21 protein-coding genes are annotated in these 24,347 nt (G+C 61.2%); 13 read left to right on the forward strand and 8 right to left on the reverse strand.

What is annotated here, in order from left to right; genetic code table 11:
* Nucleotides 1–3: 3 nt before the first annotated feature.
* From modC to trhO, 5 genes are all read right to left on the reverse strand, one after another.
* A complete protein-coding gene (gene modC / locus ACZ5FP_RS17720; RefSeq protein ID WP_464661447.1) occupies nucleotides 4–1,080 on the reverse strand; it encodes a molybdenum ABC transporter ATP-binding protein in 1,077 nt (358 codons plus the stop codon).
* The gene (gene modB, locus ACZ5FP_RS17725) at nucleotides 1,077–1,766 is read right to left on the reverse strand and encodes a molybdate ABC transporter permease subunit (protein WP_403184223.1); all 690 of its coding nucleotides are present in this window, start codon (nucleotides 1,764–1,766) and stop codon (nucleotides 1,077–1,079) included. The genes modC and modB overlap by 4 nt, the downstream gene beginning before the upstream one ends.
* Entirely contained in the window at nucleotides 1,763–2,515 is a 753-nt protein-coding gene (modA, locus tag ACZ5FP_RS17730; protein ID WP_464661448.1) for a molybdate ABC transporter substrate-binding protein, read from the reverse strand. The genes modB and modA overlap by 4 nt, the downstream gene beginning before the upstream one ends.
* A 277-nt stretch (nucleotides 2,516–2,792) precedes the next feature.
* Entirely contained in the window at nucleotides 2,793–3,509 is a 717-nt protein-coding gene (locus tag ACZ5FP_RS17735; protein WP_464661449.1) for a tellurite resistance TerB family protein, read from the reverse strand.
* A gap of 87 nt (nucleotides 3,510–3,596) precedes the next feature.
* On the reverse strand, nucleotides 3,597–4,526 hold the full coding sequence (gene trhO, locus ACZ5FP_RS17740; protein WP_464661450.1) for an oxygen-dependent tRNA uridine(34) hydroxylase TrhO: 930 nt from the start codon (nucleotides 4,524–4,526) through the stop codon (nucleotides 3,597–3,599).
* A 125-nt stretch (nucleotides 4,527–4,651) separates the two neighbouring features.
* Here trhO and ACZ5FP_RS17745 point away from each other — a divergent pair, with 125 nt between their 5' ends.
* Complete coding sequence (locus ACZ5FP_RS17745; protein ID WP_464661451.1) at nucleotides 4,652–5,284, forward strand: N-acetylmuramidase family protein; 633 nt, start codon at nucleotides 4,652–4,654, stop codon at nucleotides 5,282–5,284.
* Between the two features lie 38 nt (nucleotides 5,285–5,322).
* Nucleotides 5,323–5,964, forward strand: coding sequence for a 2-dehydro-3-deoxy-phosphogluconate aldolase (locus ACZ5FP_RS17750; protein WP_464661452.1), 642 nt, complete (start codon nucleotides 5,323–5,325; stop codon nucleotides 5,962–5,964).
* A 235-nt stretch (nucleotides 5,965–6,199) separates the two neighbouring features.
* Here ACZ5FP_RS17750 and ACZ5FP_RS17755 read toward each other — a convergent pair whose 3' ends face one another.
* Nucleotides 6,200–8,110 (reverse strand): peptidoglycan L,D-endopeptidase MepK, encoded by a 1,911-nt coding sequence (locus tag ACZ5FP_RS17755; protein WP_464663341.1) that lies wholly within the window; start codon nucleotides 8,108–8,110, stop codon nucleotides 6,200–6,202.
* A 67-nt stretch (nucleotides 8,111–8,177) separates the two neighbouring features.
* On the opposite strand from ACZ5FP_RS17755, the gene ACZ5FP_RS17760 reads away from it, so the two are divergent.
* The 9 genes from ACZ5FP_RS17760 (at nucleotide 8,178) to ACZ5FP_RS17800 (ending at nucleotide 18,860) form a co-directional block, all read left to right on the forward strand.
* A complete protein-coding gene (locus ACZ5FP_RS17760) occupies nucleotides 8,178–8,495 on the forward strand; it encodes a hypothetical protein (protein WP_426206174.1) in 318 nt (105 codons plus the stop codon).
* Nucleotides 8,496–8,552: 57 nt separating this feature from the next.
* Nucleotides 8,553–10,388 (forward strand): M3 family oligoendopeptidase, encoded by a 1,836-nt coding sequence (locus tag ACZ5FP_RS17765; RefSeq protein WP_464663342.1) that lies wholly within the window; start codon nucleotides 8,553–8,555, stop codon nucleotides 10,386–10,388.
* On the forward strand, nucleotides 10,385–11,296 hold the full coding sequence (locus ACZ5FP_RS17770) for a heme-dependent oxidative N-demethylase family protein (protein ID WP_464661453.1): 912 nt from the start codon (nucleotides 10,385–10,387) through the stop codon (nucleotides 11,294–11,296). The genes ACZ5FP_RS17765 and ACZ5FP_RS17770 overlap by 4 nt, the downstream gene beginning before the upstream one ends.
* A 152-nt stretch (nucleotides 11,297–11,448) precedes the next feature.
* Nucleotides 11,449–12,891: a homospermidine synthase gene (locus ACZ5FP_RS17775; protein WP_464661454.1), complete on the forward strand. Its 1,443-nt coding sequence runs from the start codon at nucleotides 11,449–11,451 to the stop codon at nucleotides 12,889–12,891.
* 666 nt (nucleotides 12,892–13,557) lie between these two features.
* Complete coding sequence (locus ACZ5FP_RS17780) at nucleotides 13,558–13,950, forward strand: hypothetical protein (protein ID WP_464661455.1); 393 nt, start codon at nucleotides 13,558–13,560, stop codon at nucleotides 13,948–13,950.
* Between the two features lie 175 nt (nucleotides 13,951–14,125).
* Nucleotides 14,126–15,985 (forward strand): 5'-nucleotidase C-terminal domain-containing protein, encoded by a 1,860-nt coding sequence (locus tag ACZ5FP_RS17785; protein WP_464661456.1) that lies wholly within the window; start codon nucleotides 14,126–14,128, stop codon nucleotides 15,983–15,985.
* 200 nt (nucleotides 15,986–16,185) lie between these two features.
* Complete coding sequence (gene hemH / locus ACZ5FP_RS17790; RefSeq protein ID WP_464661457.1) at nucleotides 16,186–17,229, forward strand: ferrochelatase; 1,044 nt, start codon at nucleotides 16,186–16,188, stop codon at nucleotides 17,227–17,229.
* Between the two features lie 134 nt (nucleotides 17,230–17,363).
* Nucleotides 17,364–18,374: an SPFH domain-containing protein gene (locus tag ACZ5FP_RS17795; RefSeq protein WP_346306411.1), complete on the forward strand. Its 1,011-nt coding sequence runs from the start codon at nucleotides 17,364–17,366 to the stop codon at nucleotides 18,372–18,374.
* Nucleotides 18,375–18,398: 24 nt separating this feature from the next.
* Nucleotides 18,399–18,860: an NfeD family protein gene (locus ACZ5FP_RS17800; RefSeq protein ID WP_464661458.1), complete on the forward strand. Its 462-nt coding sequence runs from the start codon at nucleotides 18,399–18,401 to the stop codon at nucleotides 18,858–18,860.
* 167 nt (nucleotides 18,861–19,027) lie between these two features.
* Here the strand turns inward: ACZ5FP_RS17800 and ACZ5FP_RS17805 are convergent, their stop codons facing one another.
* Entirely contained in the window at nucleotides 19,028–20,023 is a 996-nt protein-coding gene (locus ACZ5FP_RS17805) for a KpsF/GutQ family sugar-phosphate isomerase (RefSeq protein WP_223615980.1), read from the reverse strand.
* A gap of 236 nt (nucleotides 20,024–20,259) precedes the next feature.
* Here ACZ5FP_RS17805 and ACZ5FP_RS17810 point away from each other — a divergent pair, with 236 nt between their 5' ends.
* On the forward strand, nucleotides 20,260–21,939 hold the full coding sequence (locus ACZ5FP_RS17810) for an outer membrane beta-barrel protein (RefSeq protein ID WP_464661459.1): 1,680 nt from the start codon (nucleotides 20,260–20,262) through the stop codon (nucleotides 21,937–21,939).
* A 35-nt stretch (nucleotides 21,940–21,974) separates the two neighbouring features.
* Here the strand turns inward: ACZ5FP_RS17810 and galU are convergent, their stop codons facing one another.
* Entirely contained in the window at nucleotides 21,975–22,880 is a 906-nt protein-coding gene (gene galU, locus ACZ5FP_RS17815; protein ID WP_223615970.1) for a UTP--glucose-1-phosphate uridylyltransferase GalU, read from the reverse strand.
* 223 nt (nucleotides 22,881–23,103) lie between these two features.
* Between galU and ACZ5FP_RS17820 the strand changes: the two genes are divergently transcribed.
* Nucleotides 23,104–24,330: a lytic murein transglycosylase gene (locus ACZ5FP_RS17820; RefSeq protein WP_223615969.1), complete on the forward strand. Its 1,227-nt coding sequence runs from the start codon at nucleotides 23,104–23,106 to the stop codon at nucleotides 24,328–24,330.
* The last annotated feature ends 17 nt before the right edge of the window (nucleotides 24,331–24,347 follow it).

The raw sequence follows: 24,347 nt of genomic DNA on the forward strand, positions 1-24,347 counted from the left end.
GCTTCAGCCGCGCAGCACGCCGCGATCCACCGATGCGGCTTTGACCAGGGCGAACACCGCCTCGCCCTGTTTGAGCGCTAGTTCGCTCGCCGACTTGCGCGTCAGCCGCGCAACGATGGTCTGGCCGCCGATGTCGAGAGTCAGGTCGCAGTCCGGACCGTCATTGGTCTCCATGCCGGTAATGCGCGCGGGCAGGATATTACGCACGCTGATGGCATCGGGCAATGCCCGCGCAATCGACACATCCCGCGCCCTTATCCGCAGCCGCAGCTTTGTTCCGGCGGCAAAGCCGAGCCTGGCGATCTGGAACGGCTGGCCGCCGATGTCGAGGGATGTCAGCCCGAAAGCCTCGTCGCTTGCCGTGACCACGCCCGTCACCAGAGCACCGGCATCGTCATGGCTGCCGAGCCGCGAAAAGATCGCCTCCGCGGGTCCGCTCGCCGTGACCCGGCCGCCCTGCAGCAGCACGATCTCGTCGGCGAGCCGCGCCACCTCGTCGATCTCGTGGCTGACATAGAGGATCGGCAATCCGGTTTCGTCGCGCAGGGTTTCAAGGAATGGCAGGATTTCCTGGCGGCGGGAATGATCGAGAGACGACAGCGGCTCATCCATCAACAGCAGCGCCGGATTGGACAACAGCGCACGCCCGATCGCCACGCGCTGGCGCTCGCCGCCGGACAGCAGTGCCGGTGCGCGCTGCTGCAGATGTTCAAGGCCGAGAAGCGCCACCACCCGGTCATAGGACAAGCCTTCGCTACGCCGCCCGGCCCAGCGCGCATAGGTCAGGTTGTTCTTGACCGAGAGATGCGGAAACAGCCGCGCATCCTGGAAGACATAGCCGATCCGGCGCTGTTCCGGCGGCAGATGGATACCCCTGGCGCTATCGAACAGCACGTGATCGCGGATGGCGATCCGGCCCTTGGCCGGGCGCGTGACCCCGGCGATCATTTTCAGCAGCGTCGTCTTGCCGGCACCGGATTCGCCGAACAGCGCGGTGACGCCGCCGCCTGCCGTAAATGCGGCAGCGACGGGGAATGTCCCCACCTGCCCTTCAACGGAAACAATCAGCGTCTCGCTCATGCACGGCCTCCGCTGAGGCGCCGCTGCAGCCATTCGGACGCAACCACCGCGACAATTGAAATCACCACGGAAACCAGGATCAGCCGCAGCGCGGCCACATCGCCATTCGGGCTCTGCAGCAGCGAATAGATGGCAAGCGACAAGGTCTGCGTCTCGCCGGGAATATTGGACACAAAAGTGATTGTCGCGCCGAATTCGCCCAGCGCCTTGGCAAAGCCCAGCACCGCACCGGCCAGAATACCCGGCAGCAGAAGCGGCAGCGTCACCGTCAGGAACACCACGATGCGCCCGGCACCGAGCGAGCGCGCCGCCTCCTCGAGGCCGCGATCGAGACTTTCAATGGAAAGGCGCATCGGCCGCACCAGCAGGGGGAAGGCCATGACGCCCGCCGCCAGCGCCGCACCGGTCCAGCGGAAGGAAAAGGTCAGCCCGAACACGTCATTGAAGAAGCCGCCCAGCATGCCGCGCGCGCCGAACCACACCAGCAGGAGATAGCCGGTGACGACGGGCGGAATGACCAGCGGCATGGTGATCAGCGCCTGCAACAGGCTTTTACCCCAGAAGGAAAAGCGCGCCAGAATCCAGGCGAAAACGAAGGCAAAGGGCAGAGCGACGAGGATCGCGACCAGCGCGACCCTCAGCGACAGAAGAACGATGGCCCATTCTGTCTCACCTAGCACTGTCAGCCTGCCTTGTCAGATGCGCCGACAAAGCCTTTCGACTTGATGATGTCCTGGCCCTCATCGCTGGCGAGGAAATCGAGGAACGCCTTGCCTTCGGCCGAAGGCTCCTTGCCGACCAGCGCGGCCGGATAGAGGATTGGCTTATGGGTCGAGCCGGCGAAACGATAGGCTTCGATCAGTTCTGGCGCAGCCGTATGGTCCGAGGCGTAGACGATAGCGGAATTCGCCTCGCCGCGGCGCACGAATTCCAGCGCCGCGCGCACGTTCTCGGTGAAAACGGCGTTCTTGGCGACGTCGTCCCAGACTTTCAATGTTTCCAGTGCGCTCTTGCCATACTTGCCGGCGGGCACGTTGCTCGGATCGCCCATGGCAAAGCGTCCGGCCTTCAGGATAGCCGCCGCATCGCCCTTGTCGGCCTTGGTGAGGATCACCAATGCATTGCCCGCAACGATCTTGCGCGACGGCTTGTCGATGAGATTGCGCTGCTCGAGATAGTCCATCCAGTCAAGATCTGCGGAAATGAAGATGTTCGCGGGCGCGCCCTGCTCGATCTGCTTGGCCAGCACCGACGATGCGGCAAAGGAGGAGGTCACTTTCGTGCCGGTCTTTGCTTCGAACTTCGCAGCCGCCGTTTCGACCACTTCCTTCATGCTCGCCGCGGCAAACACCGTTACCTTTTCGGCGGCAGAGGCACCGTTGGCACCCGCCATCGCCGCCAGAACCATAAAGCCCAGAATGAGAATTTTTTTCATGAGGTCCACCCCTGTCCACGAATCCATGGCGGTCTCACACCGGCCATGCATCCAGTTGCATACATAGAGACATGATGGTGGGTCCGAACAAAGCGCGCGCGACCCGGACGCTCTCAAAACCCTTGACGCAATGGCAGCCATCGACACTGCCCTTATGTCCTGACGAACCCTCGGCCCCGAGTCAGAACGCGTCAAACTAGACTGGAGTCGTTTGTCTTGTCGAGAGCAAAACACCCGCCTGTCGGGGCGGGTGTCTTCCATGCCGGTTCGCTCGCCGTTAAGCCTGCGGCGCGGGCGTTTTCACATTGGCCACAGTGGCCTCGATATGATCGATGAGATTATCAGGCAGTTTCAGCCGTCCGGCCAGGAGATCGAGATAGCCGCGTTCCGCGCGGGTCTTGGCCTCGATGGCCAGGCGCGATGCCGTGTAGAGTTCGACCTTCTGCGCATCGGTGGCGGCGGCGGCAACCAGCGCGTCGATATTGACGGGGGCGTTCAGCTCCGTGGCGAGGAATTCCTGCGTGTCGCTGTTCATGCCGGAAAGCGAAAGCTTTTCGACGATGCGTGCCCGTTCCGCCTCATCCACATGACCATCGGCGCGGGCAGCGGCAATCATGGCGCGCACCAGCACAAGCGCGAACTCATGCTCGCCCTGCGGCGCCGTTGCCGGATGGAAGCTTGAATCGTCGGGCGGCGGCAGCAGGTCCGGCTCACCGGCCTTTGCCGTTTCGGCCGGTGCATTGCCCGACTGGTAATTCTGATAGGCCTTGTAGGCGAGCCCGGCCACGGCAGCGAGGCCGCCGAGCTTCAGCGCACCGCCGGCGATGTCGCGGCCCGTGCCTGTGCCCAGCAGCACAGCGGCCAGAGCGCCGGCAGCCAGCGGATTGTCCTTGGCCATCTGTGTTGCCTTGCCGGCCGTATCTCGAACGGAGGTTCCAGTTCCGGGAATACTGCTTCCCAGAAAATCATCAAGAATCTTCTTCGGGTCGAACATGCAAATCTCCTCATGGCTGCACGGATGCGTCCCGACCTAGTTAGGGTCGGCATCACGTCATTGCAATGACAGATGGATTTTTTGTGATCAGGAGCCGATATGATGCTTTTCGCCGCGCAATTTGGCGAGTTTCACCTGTTTTTGCCGTTCGGCAAAGCGGGCGCGGTCGGCGTCCGTCCGCTCGTGATAGCATTTCGGGCAGGAAATGCCTTCCGCGAACAGCGGGGACAATTTGTCCTCCGGCGCAATCGGATTGCGGCAGGCGTGGCACAGCTCCGCCGCCCCTTCCACCAGGCCATGACCGACCGAGACGCGCTCGTCGAAGACAAAACATTCGCCTTCCCAGCGGCTTTCGGCGGCGGGCACGTCCTCGAGATATTTGAGGATGCCGCCCTTCAGGTGGAACACATCGTCGAAGCCAAGTCCCTTGACAAAGGCCGTCGCCTTCTCGCAGCGGATGCCGCCGGTGCAGAACATGGCGATCTTCTTGCCTTCCAGCTCGTCCCGGTGGTTTTCCACCCATTGCGGGAACTCGCGGAACGTCTTTGTCTGCGGATCGACCGCATTGGCAAAGGTGCCGATCGCCGTTTCATAATCATTGCGCGTATCGATGACGATCGTATCGGGGTCGGAAATCAGCGCGTTCCACTCCTGCGCCGGGACATAGGTGCCGACGCTCTGGAGCGGGTCGATATCCTCGACGCCCATGGTGACGATTTCCTTTTTCAGCCGCACCTTCATGCGCTTGAACGGCATTTCGCTCGCGTGGGAAAATTTCAGTTCCATGCCTGTGATGGCCGGCTCCGCTTCAAGGAACGCGACCAGCCTGTCAATGGCGTCGGGCGTGCCGGCCACGGTGCCGTTGATGCCTTCGGCCGCCAGCAGCAGCGTGCCCTTGATGCCCGACCCGCAGCACAGTTGCGCCAGCGGCTCCTGCAACGCCTGGTAATGTTCCAGCCGGGCAAAACGGTAGAGTGCTGCCACTTTGAAGGGCAAGTTTGCGGTGTGATCGGTCATGATCCCCTGCAACTACTGCTCCTAAGCGACGATTTCAAGAGATTTGCAGCGTTTACTTATCCATCGCGCCCCAAGGCCTCGGATAATCCCTGGTGAACAGGTACAATTCCCGAGGGACTGAGAATATGTTTTCACAACAGGATATACGTGACATCCGCGACGAGGCGCAGCAGGCCGGGATCGAACCGGCGGTGCTGCTGGCCGTCGCCGAAGTGGAAAGCGGCGGCGTCTGCCTTTACCGGATCGGCGGGCGCAGCGAACCGCCCATCCGCTTCGAGGGGCACTATTTCGACCAGCGTCTCTCTGGCGCGCAGCGGCAGGTCGCCCGCAGCAGGGGTCTTGCCAACCCTGCCGCCGGTGCGGTCCGCAATCCGGTATCGCAGGCGGCGCGCTGGCAGCTGCTGGAGGCAGCCATCGCCATCGACCGGCAGGCGGCGCTTGAATCCGTATCCTGGGGAATAGGCCAGGTCATGGGTGCCCACTGGAAATGCCTTGGCCATGACAGCGTCGAGGCGCTCACCGCCGAGGCGCGCGCTTCCCTCAAGGGGCAGCTTCGCCTGATGATCCGCTTCATCGCGTACAACAACCTCATGCCCGCCCTGGTACGGCATGACTGGAAGAGTTTTGCCCGCGCCTATAACGGTCCAAAGTTCACACAGAACCGCTATGATGCCAAACTGGCCCTCGCCTGGCGCCGTTTTGCCGCGGCGGAATCTCGCGGCACCACAGCAACCGGTGGACAAAGCGGCCCGGTATGACTAAATCGATTGAACCCATCAACAGCGGAGAGTTTGACATGGCCCAGAAGACCGATTTGCTATTACCTGTTCTGAAGGGCCAACCGGTTATCCCGGTCATTCTCGTCCATGATGTCGCCCATGCGGTGCCTCTGGCCCGTGCGCTGGCCGCCGGTGGCCTTCCGGCGATCGAGATCACCCTGCGCACGCCCGCCGCGCTCGACGCCATCCGCGCCGTCGCCAATGAGGTGCCCGAAGCCATCGTCGGCGCCGGCACCATTCTCAATGCGCGCCAGTATGAAGAGGCCAGCGCCGCGGGATCGCGTTTCATCGTCAGCCCCGGCGCCACGCCGCAGCTGCTGAAGGCTGCCAGCGCCGGCAAGGTGCCTCTGCTTCCCGGTGCGATCACACCGGCGGAAATCATGGCCCTGCGCGAAGAAGGCTATACCATGCTGAAATTCTTCCCGGCCGAGCAGGCAGGCGGGGCGTCCTTCCTCAAATCCCTGTCGTCACCCTTTGCCGGTATCCAGTTCTGCCCGACCGGCGGCATCGGTGCTGGCAACGCCAAGACCTATCTCGATCTGCCGAACGTCGTCTGCATCGGCGGCTCCTGGGTTGCCCCGGAAAATCTGGTTCAGGCCGGGAAGTGGGACGACATCACCAAGCTCGCCGCCGAGGCCGCCAAACTGGCGAAGGCATAAAGCGGTATTTTTAAGCATGACTTGTGGTGCGTGGTTCGACAAGCTCACCATGAGGGAGGGTGAGGATTGCAGGGGCCACATTCGTCAACGTTGCCGATTGGCATTGTAATCAAACCACACCCCTCATGGTGAGCTTGTCGAACCACGCACTGGCAAGATGCAGCAGATACTGGAATTCATGAAAAAGGGCGGCCCGTTTCGGAGCCGCCCTTTTGTTTGACCCGCGAACGGGCGATCAGTTGGTTGCGGTGAACTTCGCGATCGACAGGAAGGTCACAGCCTTGCCCGTGAACTTGTTGGTGTCGGCCACCGGCAGCGCCTGCTGGAAGCCTGCCGTATACACCGTCGTCGGCGCAGTGCGCATGGCTTCGTTGCGCAGGACAGCCGGTTCGACGTTCGGCGATGTCTCGGCGACCTGCTGGCTGGACAGCGCCCGGTCCGGCACTTCCGAGGCAACCTGAATGGCCTTGGCGCCCTGGTTCTTGGCCGTCTGGCGGCGTGGCTTCGAGGTCTTGCCCGTGGTGATCACACCGCTGTCGAGCATGGCAACCGGATCGGCCGAACCGCCCGCATCCAGCATGGTGCGGCGCAGCGACGGCTGAGGCTCAGCCGATGCCAGCTGCGTGTTCTGTGTCGGCGCCGGCTTGTTGCGGACGACGCGGCCGCCCGTGGTTGCCGGCACTGTCGGCATGGCCTGGGCTGGCTGGGCCACGGCAACGGCCGGTGCCTTGGCATGGGCGGCATCGGACTGCTTGATGATCGTTTCCAGATCTTCGTTCGGAACCGGAATGACATCATGTTCCGACGCAGCGGCGACCTGTGCCTGCGCAGGCGGCATGGCCGGGCGCGGGTTCGGCACGACCGAGGCCACCATCATGTCGGTGCGCTTGGGACCGGACTGCGGCTTGTCGAAGGGAACGGGAACCAGCGCGTTGACCATTTCCGGCTGGGCCGGTGCGGGCTCATTGGCCGGGGTATTCACATTGGCGGCGATCATGTCACGGATCGCACCGGCGCTGTCGGTCGGACGCGGCGTCGGCAGGGCTGCGACAACGGTCGACTGATCCTCGGCGAGCGCATTCAGTGTGGCCGGTGCGCCCGCTTCAGGCGTCGGCGCATAATCCGGACGGCGCAGCGGCACGGGAACGGCAAAGGCGAGCGCGGCATTATCTTCCGGCGAGGCTTCGACCGGTGTTTCAGGCCGCGGCGCTGTCAAAGGCGCAGGCGCATTGCGGGTCGGCAGAGCCGGTGCAGCGGCCGCCGCCGGTGCTGCTGCAGGGGCGGACTGTCCGACCGCCACGCCCGGCAACGATGTTGCACCGCCGCCCTCGTCATCATCCGATGCAGCCGGCCGTGCGACACGGGCTACGCTGCGCGACGGGGTCGGCGCGGAGGCCACGGCGACACTGCCTTCGCTGGAATCTTCCTCGTCGTCGGCACCGCCGCCGCCAAAGAGCATGCCGAACAGGGTCTTGCCGCGACGGCCGGAGCTGGAGGAATTGCTGGCAACCTGAACGGAACCGCCGCTGCGCTTGCGCGATTCATAGGCGGCAACGGCCTGTTCATAGCCGGGCAGCGGCTTGCCATCCGCGGGGATGTGCATCGTCTTGCCATCGGGGAACACGGCCAGCAGTTCGCGGCGGCTCATGCGCGGCCACATGCGGACATTGCCCACGTCCGTGTGGACGAAAGGCGAGCCGGATGTCGGGTAATAGCCGACGCCGCCAGCCTGGAATTTCAGCGCGGTCACGCGCAGGGTCGAGAGTTTCACGCCGGGAAGATACCAGTCCATCGCCTTGCCGAGCATGTGCTGGCTTTTCTGGGCGACGCCGCGGCTGCGCGAGCGCAGCATGGAATTGGTGGCCGGAGAGCGGTAGGCGGAAACCACGTGGATATAATCGGAGCCGCCGACAGACTGATAGACCTGCCAGACCAGATCGAACAGGCGGGGGTCCATGTTCGTCGGTTCGTTGCGGCGCCAGTCGCGCAGGAAGCGGTTGAGCTTGTTCAGGCCGTCCTGCTGATAGCGTCCATTCTTCTTGAACGTGATTTCCGCACGTTCCTTCGTATGGATGAAATAGAGCTTGAGCGTGCGTGTCTCAGCGGAAGCCTGTGCCGATGCAAACAGCATCGAGCCGAAGACCATGAGGAACACAAACCAGCTGGCGCGTACAAAAGAACCTGCCGTCGATTTGCCGTTCTGTGCATGAATCATGTTTGACAATGTCGTCCCAACCTTGACCGTTTTTTCCAGTCCCCGAATATCTGGATTATCCGATTTAATGGTTAATGGTCACTTATTGAAGAACAAATACGTTGAGAGCATGGCAAAAACCCAGACGCGAAAAGCTGATTCAAGACATGGTCAACGGGTGGTTAACAGCACCATTAAGACCTTTTGGCGTGAGAATCCACCCTTCTTAGGTCTTACACACGCACGTTTTGTAAACGCGGAATACGCAACTGGAACAATCGCCAATGGACTTTTAAGCTTTCGCTCGCCGAAACTATCCCTCATGATTCGCGTTTGAACAAGCGCTTGATTGCCAAAAAACGGTGCCAAAATGAAATTCGAAATCACGAACCACATGCCCTCCGGAAAGTCCGGCGCTGCCGCCGCCAGGGCGGAACAGACCGCTCTCGGCGTCCTGCCCGAGTGGAACCTTGCCGATCTCTATCCCTCGGCGGACAGCACCGAACTCAAGACGGACCTGCAAAAGGCCGATGAGTTGGCGGTGCTCTTCGCCAATCGCTGGAAGGGCAATCTGGCCGCCGAAGCCGCCAAGCCGATGGGCGGCACCTTTGCCGAAGCGATCCGCGAATTCGAAGCGCTGGAAGAACTGATCGGCAAGATCGTCTCCTATGCCGGGCTGGTCTATGCGGGCGATACATCCGATCCGAAGCGCGCCAAGCTCTATGGCGACATCCAGGAAAAGATGACCAATGCCAGCGCGCACCTGATCTTCTTCAGCCTCGAACTCAACCGCATCGACGATGCGGTGATCGAAAAGGCGATGGACGGCAATCCCGCCATCGGCCATTACCGGCCCTGGCTGGTCGACCTGCGCAAGGACAAGCCCTACCAGCTCGATGACAAGATCGAGCAGCTGTTCCATGAGAAGTCGATCACCGGGCGCGGCGCCTGGAACCGCCTGTTCGACGAAACCATGACGGCACTGCGCTTTGATGTCGGCGGCGAGGACCTTGCGCTCGAACCGACGCTCAACATGCTGCAGGACGCCGACGGAACCGTGCGCAAGAAGGCATCCGACGCCCTGGCAAAGACATTCAAGGACAATCTGCGCACCTTCACGCTGATCACCAATACCCTGGCCAAGGACAAGGAAATCTCCGATCGCTGGCGCGGTTTCCAGGATATTGCCGACAGCCGCCACCTGGCCAACCGCGTCGAGCGGGAGGTGGTGGATGCGCTGGCCGAGGCCGTGCAGGCGGCCTATCCGCGCCTGTCGCACCGCTATTACGCGCTGAAGGCCAAGTGGCTCGGCCTCGATTACCTCAACAACTGGGACCGCAACGCGCCCTTGCCGGAGACGCCGCAGGCGGTGATCCCGTGGACGGAAGCCAGGGACACCGTGCTGTCGGCCTATAACGGCTTTGCCCCGGAAATGGCCGATATCGCCCGCGCCTTCTTCGATAAGAACTGGATCGATGCGCCCACGCGCCCCGGCAAATCGCCGGGCGCCTTCGCCCATCCGACCGTGCCTTCGGTCCATCCCTATGTGCTGCTCAACTACATGGGCAAGCCGCGTGACGTGATGACCCTTGCCCATGAACTCGGGCATGGCGTGCATCAGGTTCTGGCCGGTGATCAGGGTGCGCTGATGGCCTCAACACCGCTGACGCTCGCCGAAACCGCCTCCGTCTTCGGCGAAATGCTGACCTTCCGCTCGCTGCTGGAAAAAACCAGAGACAAGCGCGAACGCAAGGCCATGCTGGCGCAGAAGGCCGAGGACATGATCAACACGGTCGTGCGCCAGATCGCCTTCTACCTGTTCGAACGCCGGGTGCACACCGAGCGCGCCAATGGCGAACTGACCTCCGACCGCATCGGCGAGATCTGGCTGGACGTGCAGAAGGAAAGCCTCGGACCGGCGATCCGTTTCGGCCCCGGCTACGAAACATTCTGGACCTATATTCCGCATTTCATCCATTCGCCGTTCTACGTCTACGCCTATGCCTTCGGCGATTGCCTGGTGAATTCGCTGTATGCGGTCTACCAGAATGCCGATGCGGGCTTTCAGCAAAAATATTTCGACATGCTGAAGGCCGGCGGCACAAAACACCATTCGGAGCTGCTGGCACCGTTCGGCCTCGATGCCACCGATCCGGCGTTCTGGCAGAAGGGTCTTTCCGTCATCGAAGGCATCATCGACGAGCTGGAGGCGATGGACAACGCCGAATGAGTGCGCCTGCCCACACGCCCCCCGCCCACACGCCCTATGACGGTTCGGCGCAGCCCTTCACCATCGGGCTGCACCAGCTCGACCTGAAGGACTGGATCGAGATTGACGGCAATCTCCTTCCTTACCTCAGGGAAAAGCAGCGGCTGTTCGGGCTGCATGCGGGGAAGATTTTCGTCGAGGAGCCGGGAACCGGCAACGCGCAAAAGGAAGTGCTCGACCTCTTGAGCGCGCATCTCGCCGGGCACTATCCCGCGCTTTACCGCCGGAACGGCAGCACTATTGCGGTTACCGGCTGGGACGAACAGGTTCCGCTCGGCGATGCCGGTTCGCCCTTTCTGCATCGCGCCGCCAATCTCGTGCAGGAAGACCTCGTCCTGATGCGCAAGGATGAACGGCGCGGCTGGCATCTGGCGGCGGCATCGCTGTCCTTCCCCTCCTCCTGGACCCTTCTGGAAAAGTTCGGCCGCTCGATGGAGGACATCCATGCGCCGGTGCCGGATTTCGGCGCGGGCACGCGCAATGCGGGCCTGATCAGCCGCATGTTCGACAATCTGCGGCCGGACCGTTCGGTCTATCGCATGAACTGGTCGTTGCAGCCGGACGGCGACCTCTACCATCCGCTATCGAGCCAGCAGAAGGGCGCCCGCTACACGGACGCGGACATCGTTGCCCAGAGCTTTGTCCGCGTCGAACGCCAGACCCTGCGCAAGCTACCTGAATCCGGCGACATTCTCTTCACCATCCGCATTCATCTTGATCCGGTGGGTGCCTTGAAAAAACACCCGGAATGCCGCGGCATTGCCGAAGCCTTTGCCCATCAGCTCCAGTCGCTGAGCGAGGCGCAGGCGCATTACAAAGGCATCATGGCTGTCCGCGACCGGCTTGTCGCGGCTTTAAAGTCGCTTTGAAGCATTTCAATTAACAGTAGTTGCAGTTTTCACCCCTTTCCGGTGAACGGTTGTTTGCTCTTTGTCATCACTATGCTCTATGGTTTCTTTGAAGCGGTGAAATAACCGCTGCCCTCATTGATGGAGATTAAAAAATTAGGAGTAGCAAAAAAATGGCGAAGGCGAATTGGCCTGTACATGGAGAAATTACTGGTCCGATCGTGATGATCGGTTTCGGGTCCATCGGACGGGGTACCCTGCCCCTCATAGAGCGCCACTTCAAATTCGATAAGTCCCGCCTGGTCGTCATCGACCCGAGTGATGCCAACAAGAAACTGCTCGACGAGCGTGGCATCCGCTTCATTCAGGAAGCCGTTACCAAGGAAAATTACAAGACGCTGCTGAAGCCGTTGCTGACTGCCGGCGATGGCCAGGGTTTTTGCGTCAATCTGTCCGTCGATACATCGTCGGTCGATATCATGCGCCTGTGCCGCAAGCTCGGCTCGCTCTACATCGACACGGTCATCGAGCCATGGGCCGGATTTTACAATGCGGGCGGCGACAACGCGAAACGCACCAATTATGCGCTGCGCGAAACGCTGCTGGCGGAAAAGCGCCGCAAGCCCGGCGGCACCACGGCCGTCTCCTGCAGCGGTGCCAATCCCGGCATGGTGTCGTGGTTCGTCAAACAGGCGGTTGTCAATCTCGCCAAGGATCTGGGTATCGAGCACACCGAACCGGCGCGCAATGACCGCGACGGTTGGGCGCGCCTGATGCGCCAGACCGGCATCAAGGGCATTCACATTGCCGAACGCGACACGCAGCGCGCGGGCGAGCCGAAGCCGTTCGGCGTGTTCTGGAACACCTGGTCGGTGGACGGCTTCATTTCCGAAGGCCTGCAGCCGGCGGAACTGGGCTGGGGCACGCATGAAAAGTGGCTGCCCAAGAACGCCCGCAAGCAGAAGAAGGGCAACAAGGCCGCGATCTTCCTCGAACAGCCCGGCGCCGATACCCGTATCCGCACCTGGTGTCCGACCGAGGGACCGCAGTTCGGCCTGCTGGTGACGCACAATGAGGCGATCTCGATTGCCGACTTCTTCACCGTGTTCGACAAGAAGGGCAAGGCTGCCTACCGGCCGACCTGCCACTACGCCTACCACCCGTCCAATGTGGCAACGCTGTCGCTCGACGAAATGTTCGGTGCCGCCGGCCAGCCGCAGGCCATCCACCACGTTCTGGAGGAATCCGAGATCGTCGATGGTGCGGATGAGCTCGGTGTCCTGCTCTATGGCCACGACAAGAACGCCTACTGGTACGGCTCGCAGCTGACCATCGAGGAAGCCCGCAAACTGGCGCCTTACCAGAATGCAACCGGTCTTCAGGTCAGCTCGGCTGTTCTCTCGGGCATGGTCTGGGCGCTGGAAAATCCGGAAGCCGGAATTGTCGAAACCGACGAGATCGATTTTCGCCGCTGCCTTGAAATCCAGAAGCCCTATCTCGGGCCGCTCAAGGGGCACTATACCGACTGGACGCCGCTGGAAAACCGTCCTGGCTTCTTCAAGGAAGACATCGACACCAGCGACCCCTGGCAGTTCCGCAACATTCTCGTGCATTGATCAAAAACGGCAACCCAAGGGTTGCCGTTTTCATATCAGCTGCGTGGTTGTGGTGCGTGGTTCGACAAGCTCACCATGAGGGAGGTTGGCGCTGTAATGCTAATCGCAAAAGCCGCAGAATGTACCCTGCAATCCTCCACTTCCCTCATGGTGAGCTTGTCGAACCACGCATGATTGTTCTGCAACGCTCTCCCCGTTGCCACGCCCGCTTTCGCGTCTGGCTGTTGAAAGGTGGGAAAGACGGGCGGTCCATCGGGAGCGCTGAGGTCTTTGGTTGGTGTTGCGGTTGTTGCGATCCCTTGGACCACCCGCCCCGGCAAACGGCCTTGCCCAACATGGCATGATTGGACTGAACCTCCCCGGCCTAGGGGTTCTCCCACAGGCCGAAGCGCCGATCCTTTCCCGACTTTCGAAAGTTTCCGGAAGCATTCCCGCCGGAAAGGACAGGGATGAGAATAGCTTGGGTTGGGAAGTGTTGGATAAGTTGGCGTTATTTTTTGGGAGGGGGGCGTGAACAACGATCTGACATGGGCGCCCGCCAATGGGCAACAGGGCAGTTTTGCGGAAGCCACACGCGGCGAAACTCTGCGGCTTATCAAACTTATGTCTTGTTTTTGCTTGGTTTTCACGGCATTTAAAAGGGCAACCCATCAGGAGATTGATCGGATGAAACGTATTTCACTGGCCTTCAGCGCAGCGACCATGGCAGTGGCACTTGCTGCTTGCCAGACCAGCGGCCCCATTCACGACAGCGGAGCGGTGCAGGCTTCCCGCCCGACCGACGCCGTGCAGGGCCAATGGTTTGATACATCGGGCGTTGCCTTCTCGAATTTCAACGGCGGCGTTTTCGAGACCCGCGCCAATGACACCAAGGAAAAACTGGCCGAAGGCAGCTACCGCTTTGCCTCCGCCAGCCTCATCGAGATCAACCTGCGTTCGCTTGCCCGCGGCACGCAGTCCAAGGTCAATTGCGCCCTCGTCAATCCCGGCCAGTTGAACTGCACCTCGTCCAGCGGCCAACAGTTCTCGCTGACACGCCGCGGCGGCCAGACAGGCTGACACATCGCCGGCCCGCGCGGGCAGCTGCGCCGGCCGGTTCTGCCTTTACCTTGAGCGGCAAAAACCGCCGCCCTTCCCTTGCATGCCACGCCAAGGAATGAAAGCATCGGCGCTCTGTCACACGGATGCCAACGACCGGTGACAGCATCAGGCGATCGCAACAGGGGAACAGTTCATGTCAAAAATCCTCGCCAGAATTCTGCTCGGCACCTCGGCTCTCGTCATGACCGCCGGTGCGGCCATGGCCGACTACACGCTCAACATTCTGCACATCAACGATTTCCACTCGCGCCAGGAATCGATCAACAAATATGATTCGACCTGTTCCGCCGAGGAGGAGAGCAAGAACGAGTGCTTTGGCGGCATCGCCCGGGTAAAAGCCAAGATCGACGAGCGCCGCGCCGCCCTCTCCAAGGATGGCGGCAATGTCATCGTGCTCAATGCGGGCGACGAATTCCAGGGCTCGCTGTTCTACACGACCTACAAGGGCGACGACACCGCCGAATTCATGAACGGCATCGGCTATGATGTCATGGCCCTCGGCAACCATGAATTCGATGATGGCGTCGACACGCTGGCAAAATTCCTCGGCAAGGTGAAATTCCCTGTCATCTCTGCCAACACCATTGCCGCTGACGGCTCGCCCATCGCCGGCAAGTACAAGCCCTATGTCATCAAGGAAATCGGCGGCCAGAAGATCGGCATCGTGTCGGCCATCACCACCGACACGGCGGATATTTCAACGCCCGGACCGACGGTCAAGTTCGCCGATGAGATCGAGACCCTGAAAAAGCAGGTCGAGGCGCTGAAGACCGAGGGCGTCAACAAGATCATCGCGCTCAACCATGACGGCTATGTCAAGGACAAGCAGATCGCCGCCAGCGTTGCCGGGATCAGCGTGATAGTCGGCGGGCACAGCCATACGCTGCTGTCGAACACCGATCCGCAGGCGCTTGGACCCTACCCGACCCTCGTCAAGGGGCCATCCGGCCGCGATGTGCCGATCGTCCAGGCGAAATCCTATTCCAAATATCTGGGCGAGCTGAAGGTGACCTTCGACGATGACGGCAATGTCATCAGGAGCGAGGGCGCGCCGATCCTGCTCGATTCCTCCGTGGTGCCTGATCCCACCTATCTCGCGCGGGTCAAGGAACTGGCCAAGCCCATCGAAGCCTTGAAAGCCAAAAAGGTGGCCGAATCCAGCGGCGTCATCGAAGCGGCCCGCGAGGTTTGCCGGGTGGTCGAATGCTCCATGGGCAATCTCGTCGCCGACGCCATGCTCGACCGGGTCAAGGATCAGGGCATGACCATCGCCATCATCAATGGCGGCGGCCTGCGGGCATCCATCGATGCCGGGGATGTGACCATGGGCGAAGTCCTGACGGTGCTGCCGTTCCAGAACACGCTGTCGACCTTCCAGCTCAAGGGGGCCGACGTCGTGGCCGCGCTGGAAAACGGCGTCAGCCAGATCGATCAGGGTGCAGGCCGTTTCGCGCAGGTTTCCGGCCTCAAATACGCATTCGATGTGTCGAAACCCGTCGGCCAGCGCGTTTCCGCCGTGGAAGTGCGCGACGGCAGCGGCTGGAAACCGATTGACACGGCCGCCACCTACGGCGTCGTCTCCAACAACTACATGCGCGCGGGCGGCGACGGCTACAAGATTTTCGCCAGCAATGCCCAGAACGCCTATGATTACGGCCCCGGCCTTGAGGCCGTGGTATCGGACTATCTCGCCAAGAACACGCCCTACAAGCCCTACACCGACGGGCGCATAACCGTTCTGGCCGCAGCGGCCGCACCAGCCGCAGCGGACCCGGCACCGCCCGCCAAGCCTGCGGCGCAAACAGCTGCGCCGGCACCCGCTGCCGCTGCCGCGCCATCGGCCTATACGATCAAGCGCGGCGACAATTTCTGGAATATTGCCAAACAGGTCTACGGCAAGGGTTCGGACTGGAAAAAGCTGGCGGCAGCCAATCCGCGGATGATCGTCGAGAAACTGCCCATCGGCAGCGAGATGAAAATCCCGCCGCAATAATAACGCCTAGGACAAACGGTCCCAGGACTGTTATTTCGACCCGGCGCAACTTGAATGTTGTGCCGGGTTCTTTCATATCAGCCTGGGTTTTACCCGCCGGATTGCGATTTACCCCATTCTGCTGCGTCTTTTCGCGCCCTTGCAATCCCGGCCCTCACAACTAGGTTCCAACCGCAAAGCAGGAGTTGAAAGAGATGGTGATGTCTGGCGAGGTTGGTGTGGCAATAAGCAAGCCCGGCGACCATCCGCGCATCGAAACCTCGAAAGTCGGCGTGCTTCTGGTCAATCTGGGCACGCCTGACGGCACGGATGTCACCTCCATGCGCCGCTACCTCAAGGAATTCCTGTCGGACAAGCGCGTGATCGAATGGCCGCGCGCCATCTGGCTGCCGGTGCTGTACGGCATCGTGCTCAACACCCGCCCGAAAAAATCCGGCGCGCTTTACGACAAGATCTGGAACCGCGAGCGCAATGAATCGCCGCTGCGCACCTATACCCGCGCGCAAAGCGAAAAGCTGGCTGCAAGCCTCGCCGCCCATCCCGATGTGATCGTCGACTGGGGCATGCGCTACGGACAACCCTCCATCGAAGAGGCGCTGGAACGGCTCGACAGGCAGGGCTGCAAGCGCATCGTCATGTTCCCGCTCTATCCGCAATATTCGGCAACGACCACGGCGACGGTCAACGACAAATTCTTCGAGGCGCTCACCAAGATGCGCTTCATGCCCGCCACCCGCACCGTCCCCTCCTATCAGGACGAGGCTGTCTATATCGAGGCGCTTGCCGTCTCCATCGAGAAGCATTTTGCGACATTGGATTTCGAGCCGGAGGTGGTGGTTGCCTCCTATCACGGCATCCCGCAAAGCTATTTCAGGCGCGGCGATCCCTACCCCTGCCATTGCTGGAAGACCACGCGCCTGCTGCGCGAGCGGCTTGGCTGGGACGAGAAGAAGCTGATCACCTGTTTCCAGTCCCGCTTCGGCCCGGAAGAGTGGATGCAGCCCTATACGGACAAGACGATGGAAAAACTCGCCGCGGACGGCGTGAAATCCGTTGCCGTGTTCAATCCGGGTTTCGTCGCCGACTGCCTGGAAACGCTGGAGGAAATTGCTGTTGAAGCCGGCAATACCTTCCGCGAGCATGGCGGCGTCAACTTCACCCAAATCCCCTGCCTGAATGATTCCGATGAAGGCATGCGGGTGATCGAAGAGCTGGTCCGGCGCGAATTGCAGGGCTGGATCTAAGCGGACGGAACGCCTGTATAATTCCCGGCTTAAGCCTTTCTGAGATCAAGACTTTGGTCTATCTTGGCATCATCCGTACAGAGGATGATGATGCGAGATGACATTGGTCCTGATGTCAGGCAAGGGGGAGTACAATGCCGTTCAGCGGTTTCGATTTTACCATTCCAGTACTGGTTCTTCTGGTTCTGGTCGTGCTGTTTGCGGGCGTCAAGACCGTGCCGCAGGGCTACAATTACACCATCGAGCGCTTCGGCAAGTATACCCGTACCCTTGCACCCGGCCTTAACCTCATCGTTCCGTTCTTCGACCGTATCGGCGCCAAGCTGAACATGATGGAACAGGTGCTTGACGTGCCGACGCAGGAGGTCATCACCAAGGACAACGCCAATATCGCCGTCGACGGTATCGCCTTCTACCAGATCCTGAATGCACCGCAGGCCGCCTATCAGGTCAGCGGGTTGAAGAACGCCATTCTCAACCTCACCATGACCAATATCCGCACGGTCATGGGCTCGATGGATCTCGACGAGCTCCTGTCCAATCGCGACGCGATCAACGACCGCCTGCTGCGGGTGGTGGATGAGGCCGCCCATTCCTGGGGCATCAAGATGACCCGTGTCGAAATCAAGGACATCAATCCGCCGAAGGACCTGATCGATTCCATGGCACGCCAGATGAAGGCGGAACGCGACAAGCGTGCGCTGGTCCTGGAGGCCGAAGGCAATCGCGCCGCGCAGATCCTGCGCGCCGAAGGCCTGAAACAGGCGCAGATTCTCGAAGCGGAGGGCAAGCGTGAAGCCGCCTACCGCGAGGCCGAAGGCCGCGAACGCCTCGCCCAGGCCGAAGCCAAGGCGACCGAACTCGTGTCCGCCGCGATCAATGCGGGCAGCGTGCAGGCCATCAACTACTTCGTCGCGCAGAAATACACCGAGGCTTTCGGCAAGTTTGCGACCAGCAACAACCAGAAGCTGATCCTGATGCCGATGGAGGCCTCGTCACTGGTGGGCACGCTCGGCGGCATCGGTGCAATCGCCAGGGAAGTATTCGGCGATGCGGCGCAGACGGAACGGACATCGCCTCCGGCACAGCCGGGGCGCGGGCGCACCGTTCCCGGCACGGGCGGCGGGACCGGCTCGGCGACCTGACGCATCGATGGAGGAGTTGCACTGATGTTGGAACATCTCTTCTATGAACTTGGCCCGTGGAACTGGGTGGTGCTGGGTTTCATCCTCCTGATTTTCGAAGTGGCGGTGCCCGGCATCTTCCTACTGTGGTTCGGCATCGCCGGCATCATCGTCGGCTTCCTGACGATCCTCGTGCTCGGACCGATGCTCGCCCTCGGCTGGCAGGTGCAGATCATCCTGTTCCTCATTCTGTCTGTCATCACCGTCTTCATCGGCCGCAGGCTGATGGGCGCGGTTGACGTGCCGACCGATGAGCCGCTGCTCAACCGGCGCAACGAACAGATGATCGGCCAGATCGTCGTGCTGGAGGAGGCAACAGTGAACGGGCACGGGCGCGCCCGCATCGGCGACAGCCTGTGGCGTGTCAAGGGCCCCGATCTGCCCGCCGGCAGCCGGGTCAGGATCACCGGCACCGATCAGGGAACGCTGACGGTCGAAGCGGCTTGATCCAGGGACGTTAATTGTGAGGTGCGTGGTTCGACAAGCTCACCATGAGGAATGGAGTGGGCTGTAGGGAGCCAAGTTCTGCAACGTTTATGATGAGCGTTGCACCAATCCACTTCCCTCATGGTGAGCTTGTCGAACCACGCACCACGAGCCTGCAGACATTGAAATCAGGCGGCGCCGATCCGTAACAGGTCGTGGAAGTGCACGATACCGACGGGGAAGCGGTCTTCCGTCACGATCAGCGCCCCGATATTGTGCTCGTTGAGCAGGGCGAGCGCGGCGCTCGCCAGCATGCTCGTCGGCACGGTTTTTGGATTGCGGGTCATGATTTCCTCGACCCGCACCGTCACCAGATTGCGGTGAAGGTTGCGCGAGAGGTCGCCATCCGTGATGATCCCGGCCAGCGAGCCGTCATCATTGTGAACCGCAACACAGCCAAAACGCTTTCCGGACAGCACTTTCATCGCATCGGGAATGAGCGTGCCAAGCGGAACCAGCGGAATCTCGTCACCGCGATGCATGATCTCGCGCACATGGGTCAGGCTCGCGCCGAGCGACCCGCCGGGGTGGAATGTCTTGAAGTCGACGGCGGTGAAGCCCCGCGCTTCCAGGAGGGCAATGGCGATCGCATCGCCCATGGCCAGTTGCAGCAGCGGCGAGGTGGTCGGCGCCAGCCCGTGCGGGCAGGCCTCGGTGACCCTGGGCAGCAGCAGGACGACATCGGCAGCCAGTGCCAGTGCCGAGTTTTCCCCTGATGTAACCGCGATAAGCGGAATGCGGAACCGCCTGGAATAGCTGACGATCCCCTTCAGCTCCGCCGTTTCGCCCGACCATGACAGCGCCAGAATGGCATCGTCGCTGCCGATCATGCCGAGATCGCCATGATTGGCTTCGGCCGGATGCACGAAAAAGGCCGGCGTCCCGGTCGAGGCAAAGGTCGCAGCGATCTTGGAGGCGATGTGACCGCTCTTGCCGACCCCGGTGACGATGATTCTGCCCCGGACCGCGGCTATGCGTTCGATGGCCTTGCCGAAGGCATCCGCAAGGCTGCCATCCAGCGCATCGCGCAGCGCGCTCAGCCCGTCTCTTTCGGTTGAAATCGTCCGCTTGGCGGAATCCACCGCCGCGGTCTTGTCCAGTTCGCTGTCGTTTATTGCCTGCATGGCGAGAACCGTTAGCGCTTTGCCGCGCCGCTGTCCATTTTTTGTTGCGCCGCCCCCTTCAAACCCGTCCGGCGGCCCAAGCGGAAACCAGTCATTAACCATGACAGTTTACGCTCCATAAACGTTCGAACTCATTGGCAATGCTATTTATGTATCATCGGCAATCCCGCATCGGAGCACCGGCCTATCGCGGCAGCTTCACCTCTGCGATTAACCTGTGTCTGTGGACGGGGTTGATGAGCAGCGTTGCGTTTTCTACCGGTGGAACGGCCCTGGCCCAGCAGGCCGTGCCCCTGCGCGGCGCGGTGGACGAGAATGTCCTGCAAACCCAGCAGAATGCGCCGCCCGCCCCGGTGCGGCGCGCGCCTGTGGTTGCCGCTGCGCCGGCGCCATCACCCGCCACCGCGGGCGGCATTCCGTCGGATCCCTACGAACCCGTCAGTCCGGGCGCCCTGCCTAATGACGATGCAGGCGCTCCGTCGACGGCGACCGGGACGGCGAATGACACATCGCTGTCGTCCGGACCGGTGAACAACAGCCGCACGCTCAATCCGCGTCCCACCGCCACGCCAGGCACAGTTCCGCTTCCGGCGGATCGCACAACCGCGGCAACGCAGCGGACGCGGCCTGCCCCGCGCGCGCTGCGCAACGGACAGACACCGGCCACACCAACCACCGGCAGCATTGCCGACGATACGGACGGCAATCCGCGCGTGCAGCGTGAAAGCAGGGACAGCGTGTCTGAACCGGCCATCGAGCGGCGGACCGTGCGGCCGGATCCCGACCCGTTTGCACCCTTCGGCATCAGGGCCGGTACGGTCACGCTGCGGCCATCCATTTCGCAGGGCCTGCGCGCCACGACCAACGCCGACGGCAGTTCAACCGGCAAGAGCGCGATTCTCTCGGAAACACGGCTGCGCCTGCGGGCGACGACGGACTGGTCGCGCCATTCGGCCTTTCTCGATTTCGACGGTCTCTACGACAAGACGCTGTCTGGCCAGGAGTATTCCGCGCCCAATGTCGGGCTGCGCGGCGGTTTCAAGCTTGATCTCGGCGACCGCACGACCCTGACCGGCGAAGGCGGCTACCGCTACCGGCAGGAGGATGCCAGCGCCCCGACGGCGGTTGTCGGCGCATCCAACAGGCCCGGCGTGCAGGAACTGGATGGCACATTGGGCATAAGGCACGAATTTGACCGGTTCTTTGGCCAGGTGAAGGGCAAGGTCGACCGGACAACCTATGGTCAGGCCCAGTTCCCCGACGGAACAACGCTCAGCCAGAAGGATCGCAACAACACCTTTGCCAGCATCGCCCTGCGCGGCGGCTTCGAAATGTCTCCGGCGATCAAACCCTTCGCCGAAGTGGAGATCGGCAAGCTGATCTACGATGAAACGGAAGATTCCAACGGCTTTCGCCGCTCCGGTATGCGCACCGCGCTGCGCGGCGGTATCGAGGCCGATTTCGGCGAGAAACTTTCGGGCGAGCTGGCGCTGGGCTATCTGCGTCAGAGTATCGACGATGAGCGGCTGTCCAATGTCGATGGCCTGAGCGTCGACGGGGCAATCAAATGGTCGCCGCAGCGCGGCACCGATGTCAATCTTGGTTTGCTCACCCGTGTCGAAGGCGGGACAACGCCCAATGACAGTGGTTCTATCTTCTATGAGGGACGGATTGGCGTAAAGCGCCAGATACGCTCAAACCTCAGCGTCAATGCCGAGTTGAGCGCGTCGCTGCGCGACAACAAGGATGGCAGCGGCCTCGACAAGGGCTTTGGCGCGGAAGTCGGCGCCACCTACTGGTTCAACCGCTTCCTCGGGCTGGATGTCAGCGCCCGGCACCGCGTCACACGCAGTGAGGTCGATACCCGCCAGACCAGCGAAAGCAGCGTCTATATGGGCCTGACGCTGCAGCGGTAGGACAGAGGGGGGTGATATCCCCCCCTCAACGCATCTCAAACCTTGCGCGGCTGGATGGTCTTCAGCATGTTGCCGATATTGTCGATCACACCGTTGCGAATATCATTGCGCCACAGGGCAAACGCCACATTGGCTTCGACAAAGCCTTCCTTCGAGCCCGTATCATAGGTGCGGCCCTGGAAGTGATAGCCGAAGAAATCCTGCTCCTTGGCCAGTTTCAGCATGCCGTCGGTCAGCTGGATTTCATTGCCGGCACCGCGCTCCTGATGCTCGAGAATGTCGAAAATCTCCGGCTGCAGAATATAGCGGCCGTTGATGTAGAGATTGGACGGCGCGGTGCCCTTGGCCGGCTTCTCGACCATTTCGGTGAGCTCGAAACCGTTGCCGACATCCTTGCCCTTGCCGACGATGCCGTATTTGTGGGCTTCTTCCGGATCGCATTCCTGCACGGCAACGATGTTGCCGCCGCCCGCCTGATTATACAGCTCGACCATGTCGGCAAGGCAGCCGTTTTTCTCCGGCTGCATGATCATGTCCGGCAGAAGCAGCGCGAAAGGCTCATCGCCGACGATATCGCGGGCACACCACACGGCGTGGCCCAGCCCCATCGGCACCTGCTGGCGGGTGAAACTGGTCGTGCCGGGTCCCGGCTGGATGCTCTGCAACTCGTCGAGCAGCGCCGTCTTGCCGCGCTCGGCCAGGGTTGAATAGAGCTCGTACTGGGCGTCGAAATAATCTTCGATGACCGCCTTGTTGCGGCCGGTCACGAAAATAAAGTGCTCGATACCGGCTTCGCGGGCTTCGTCCACCACGTACTGGATGACCGGCTTGTCGACAACGGTCAGCATTTCCTTCGGGATAGACTTGGTTGCCGGAAGAACGCGGGTGCCAAAACCTGCGACTGGAAAAACGGCTTTGCGGATTCTCTTCGCTGTCGTCACAATATATTCCCCATCTCACACAAAAACTCAGTTAACATTGGTAATGGACATTTGCCCTGCAAAGAATGAAAATAGTTTGAGCTGCATAATAAACATTTTTTTCGACCGGTAATGTTCCCGCAGGAACCGCCCGTCAAATATGCATGGTAAACCAATTCCTAACTTTGATGTGCATAATTTATTGTTTGCCGGAATAGGTGGAAACCCAGTTCAAGGAGACAACATGTTCAAGAGCCCGTCGAGTTTTGCAAAGCGAATCATGATTTTGGCCGCAACCGCGAGCCTGGCTTTTGCAGTCACGGCGACGAGTGCCTCCGCCGATGCAAAGTTCCAGACATGGATTGCCAATTTCCGCACCACGGCGCTGCAGAGCGGAATTTCCGCCTCGACGTTCCAGCGCGCCTTTGCCGGCGTCAAGGATATCGATCCCGAAGTGCTGCAGAAGGCCGCCTATCAGCCGGAATTCACGGCACCGGTCTGGGATTACATCGATAACCGCGTCAATGAGCATTCCATCACCACCGGGCGGGAAATGGCGCGCAAATACAGCCGCTGGCTCGCCGCCATCGAAAAATCATTCGGTGTCGACCGCAATATCCTTTTGGCGATCTGGTCGATGGAGACCAATTACGGCGAAGCCATGCAGCGGCCCGACATCATGCGCGACGCCGTGCGTTCGCTCGCAACCCTCGCCTATGCCGACCAGCGCCGGGCAAAATATGCCCGCACGCAGCTGATTGCGGCGATGAAGATCCTGCAGACCGGAGACATCGACCGCAGCCACCTCACCGGGTCATGGGCGGGCGCCCTTGGCCATACACAGTTCATTCCCACGAGCTATCTCGCCTATGCCGTCGACATGGACGGCAATGGCAAGCGCGATATCTGGACATCCGTACCCGATGCGCTGGCGACAGCCGCCAATCTCCTGGCCAAGAACGGCTGGGAATCGGGCCGGACCTGGGGTTACGAAGTGACCCTCCCGGCTGGCCGTAAATTCCCCGCTGGCTCAAAGACCATGGCGGAATGGCAGAGCCTCGGCGTGGTGCGCGCCAACGGCAAACCATTCCCGCGTGGCAATGAAAAGGCCCAGCTGAAAGTGCTCGACGGGCGCGAGGGGCCCGCCTTCCTGATGACCCGGAATTTCTCCGTTTTGAAGAACTACAACAATGCCGACAAATATGCGCTTGGCGTTGGTCTTCTTGCGGATCAGATCGGCGGTGCGCCGCCGCTGCGCCGCGACTGGAATCGCCCATTCACACCCATCTCGATGAAGGAGCGTGAAGAATTGCAGACACATCTGCGCGCATTGGGTTATTATGACGGCGAAGTGGACGGGAAAATCGGCTCCGGCTCACGGGATGCCATCCAGGCGTTCCAGAAGAAAATGGGGCTCGATCCCGATGGTCATCCCAGCAAGGAAGTGCTGACCATTATCCGCAAGCGATAAGGTTTGGAAATACGATG

The sequence above is a fragment of the Phyllobacterium sp. T2-21 genome (genome assembly GCF_055378485.1).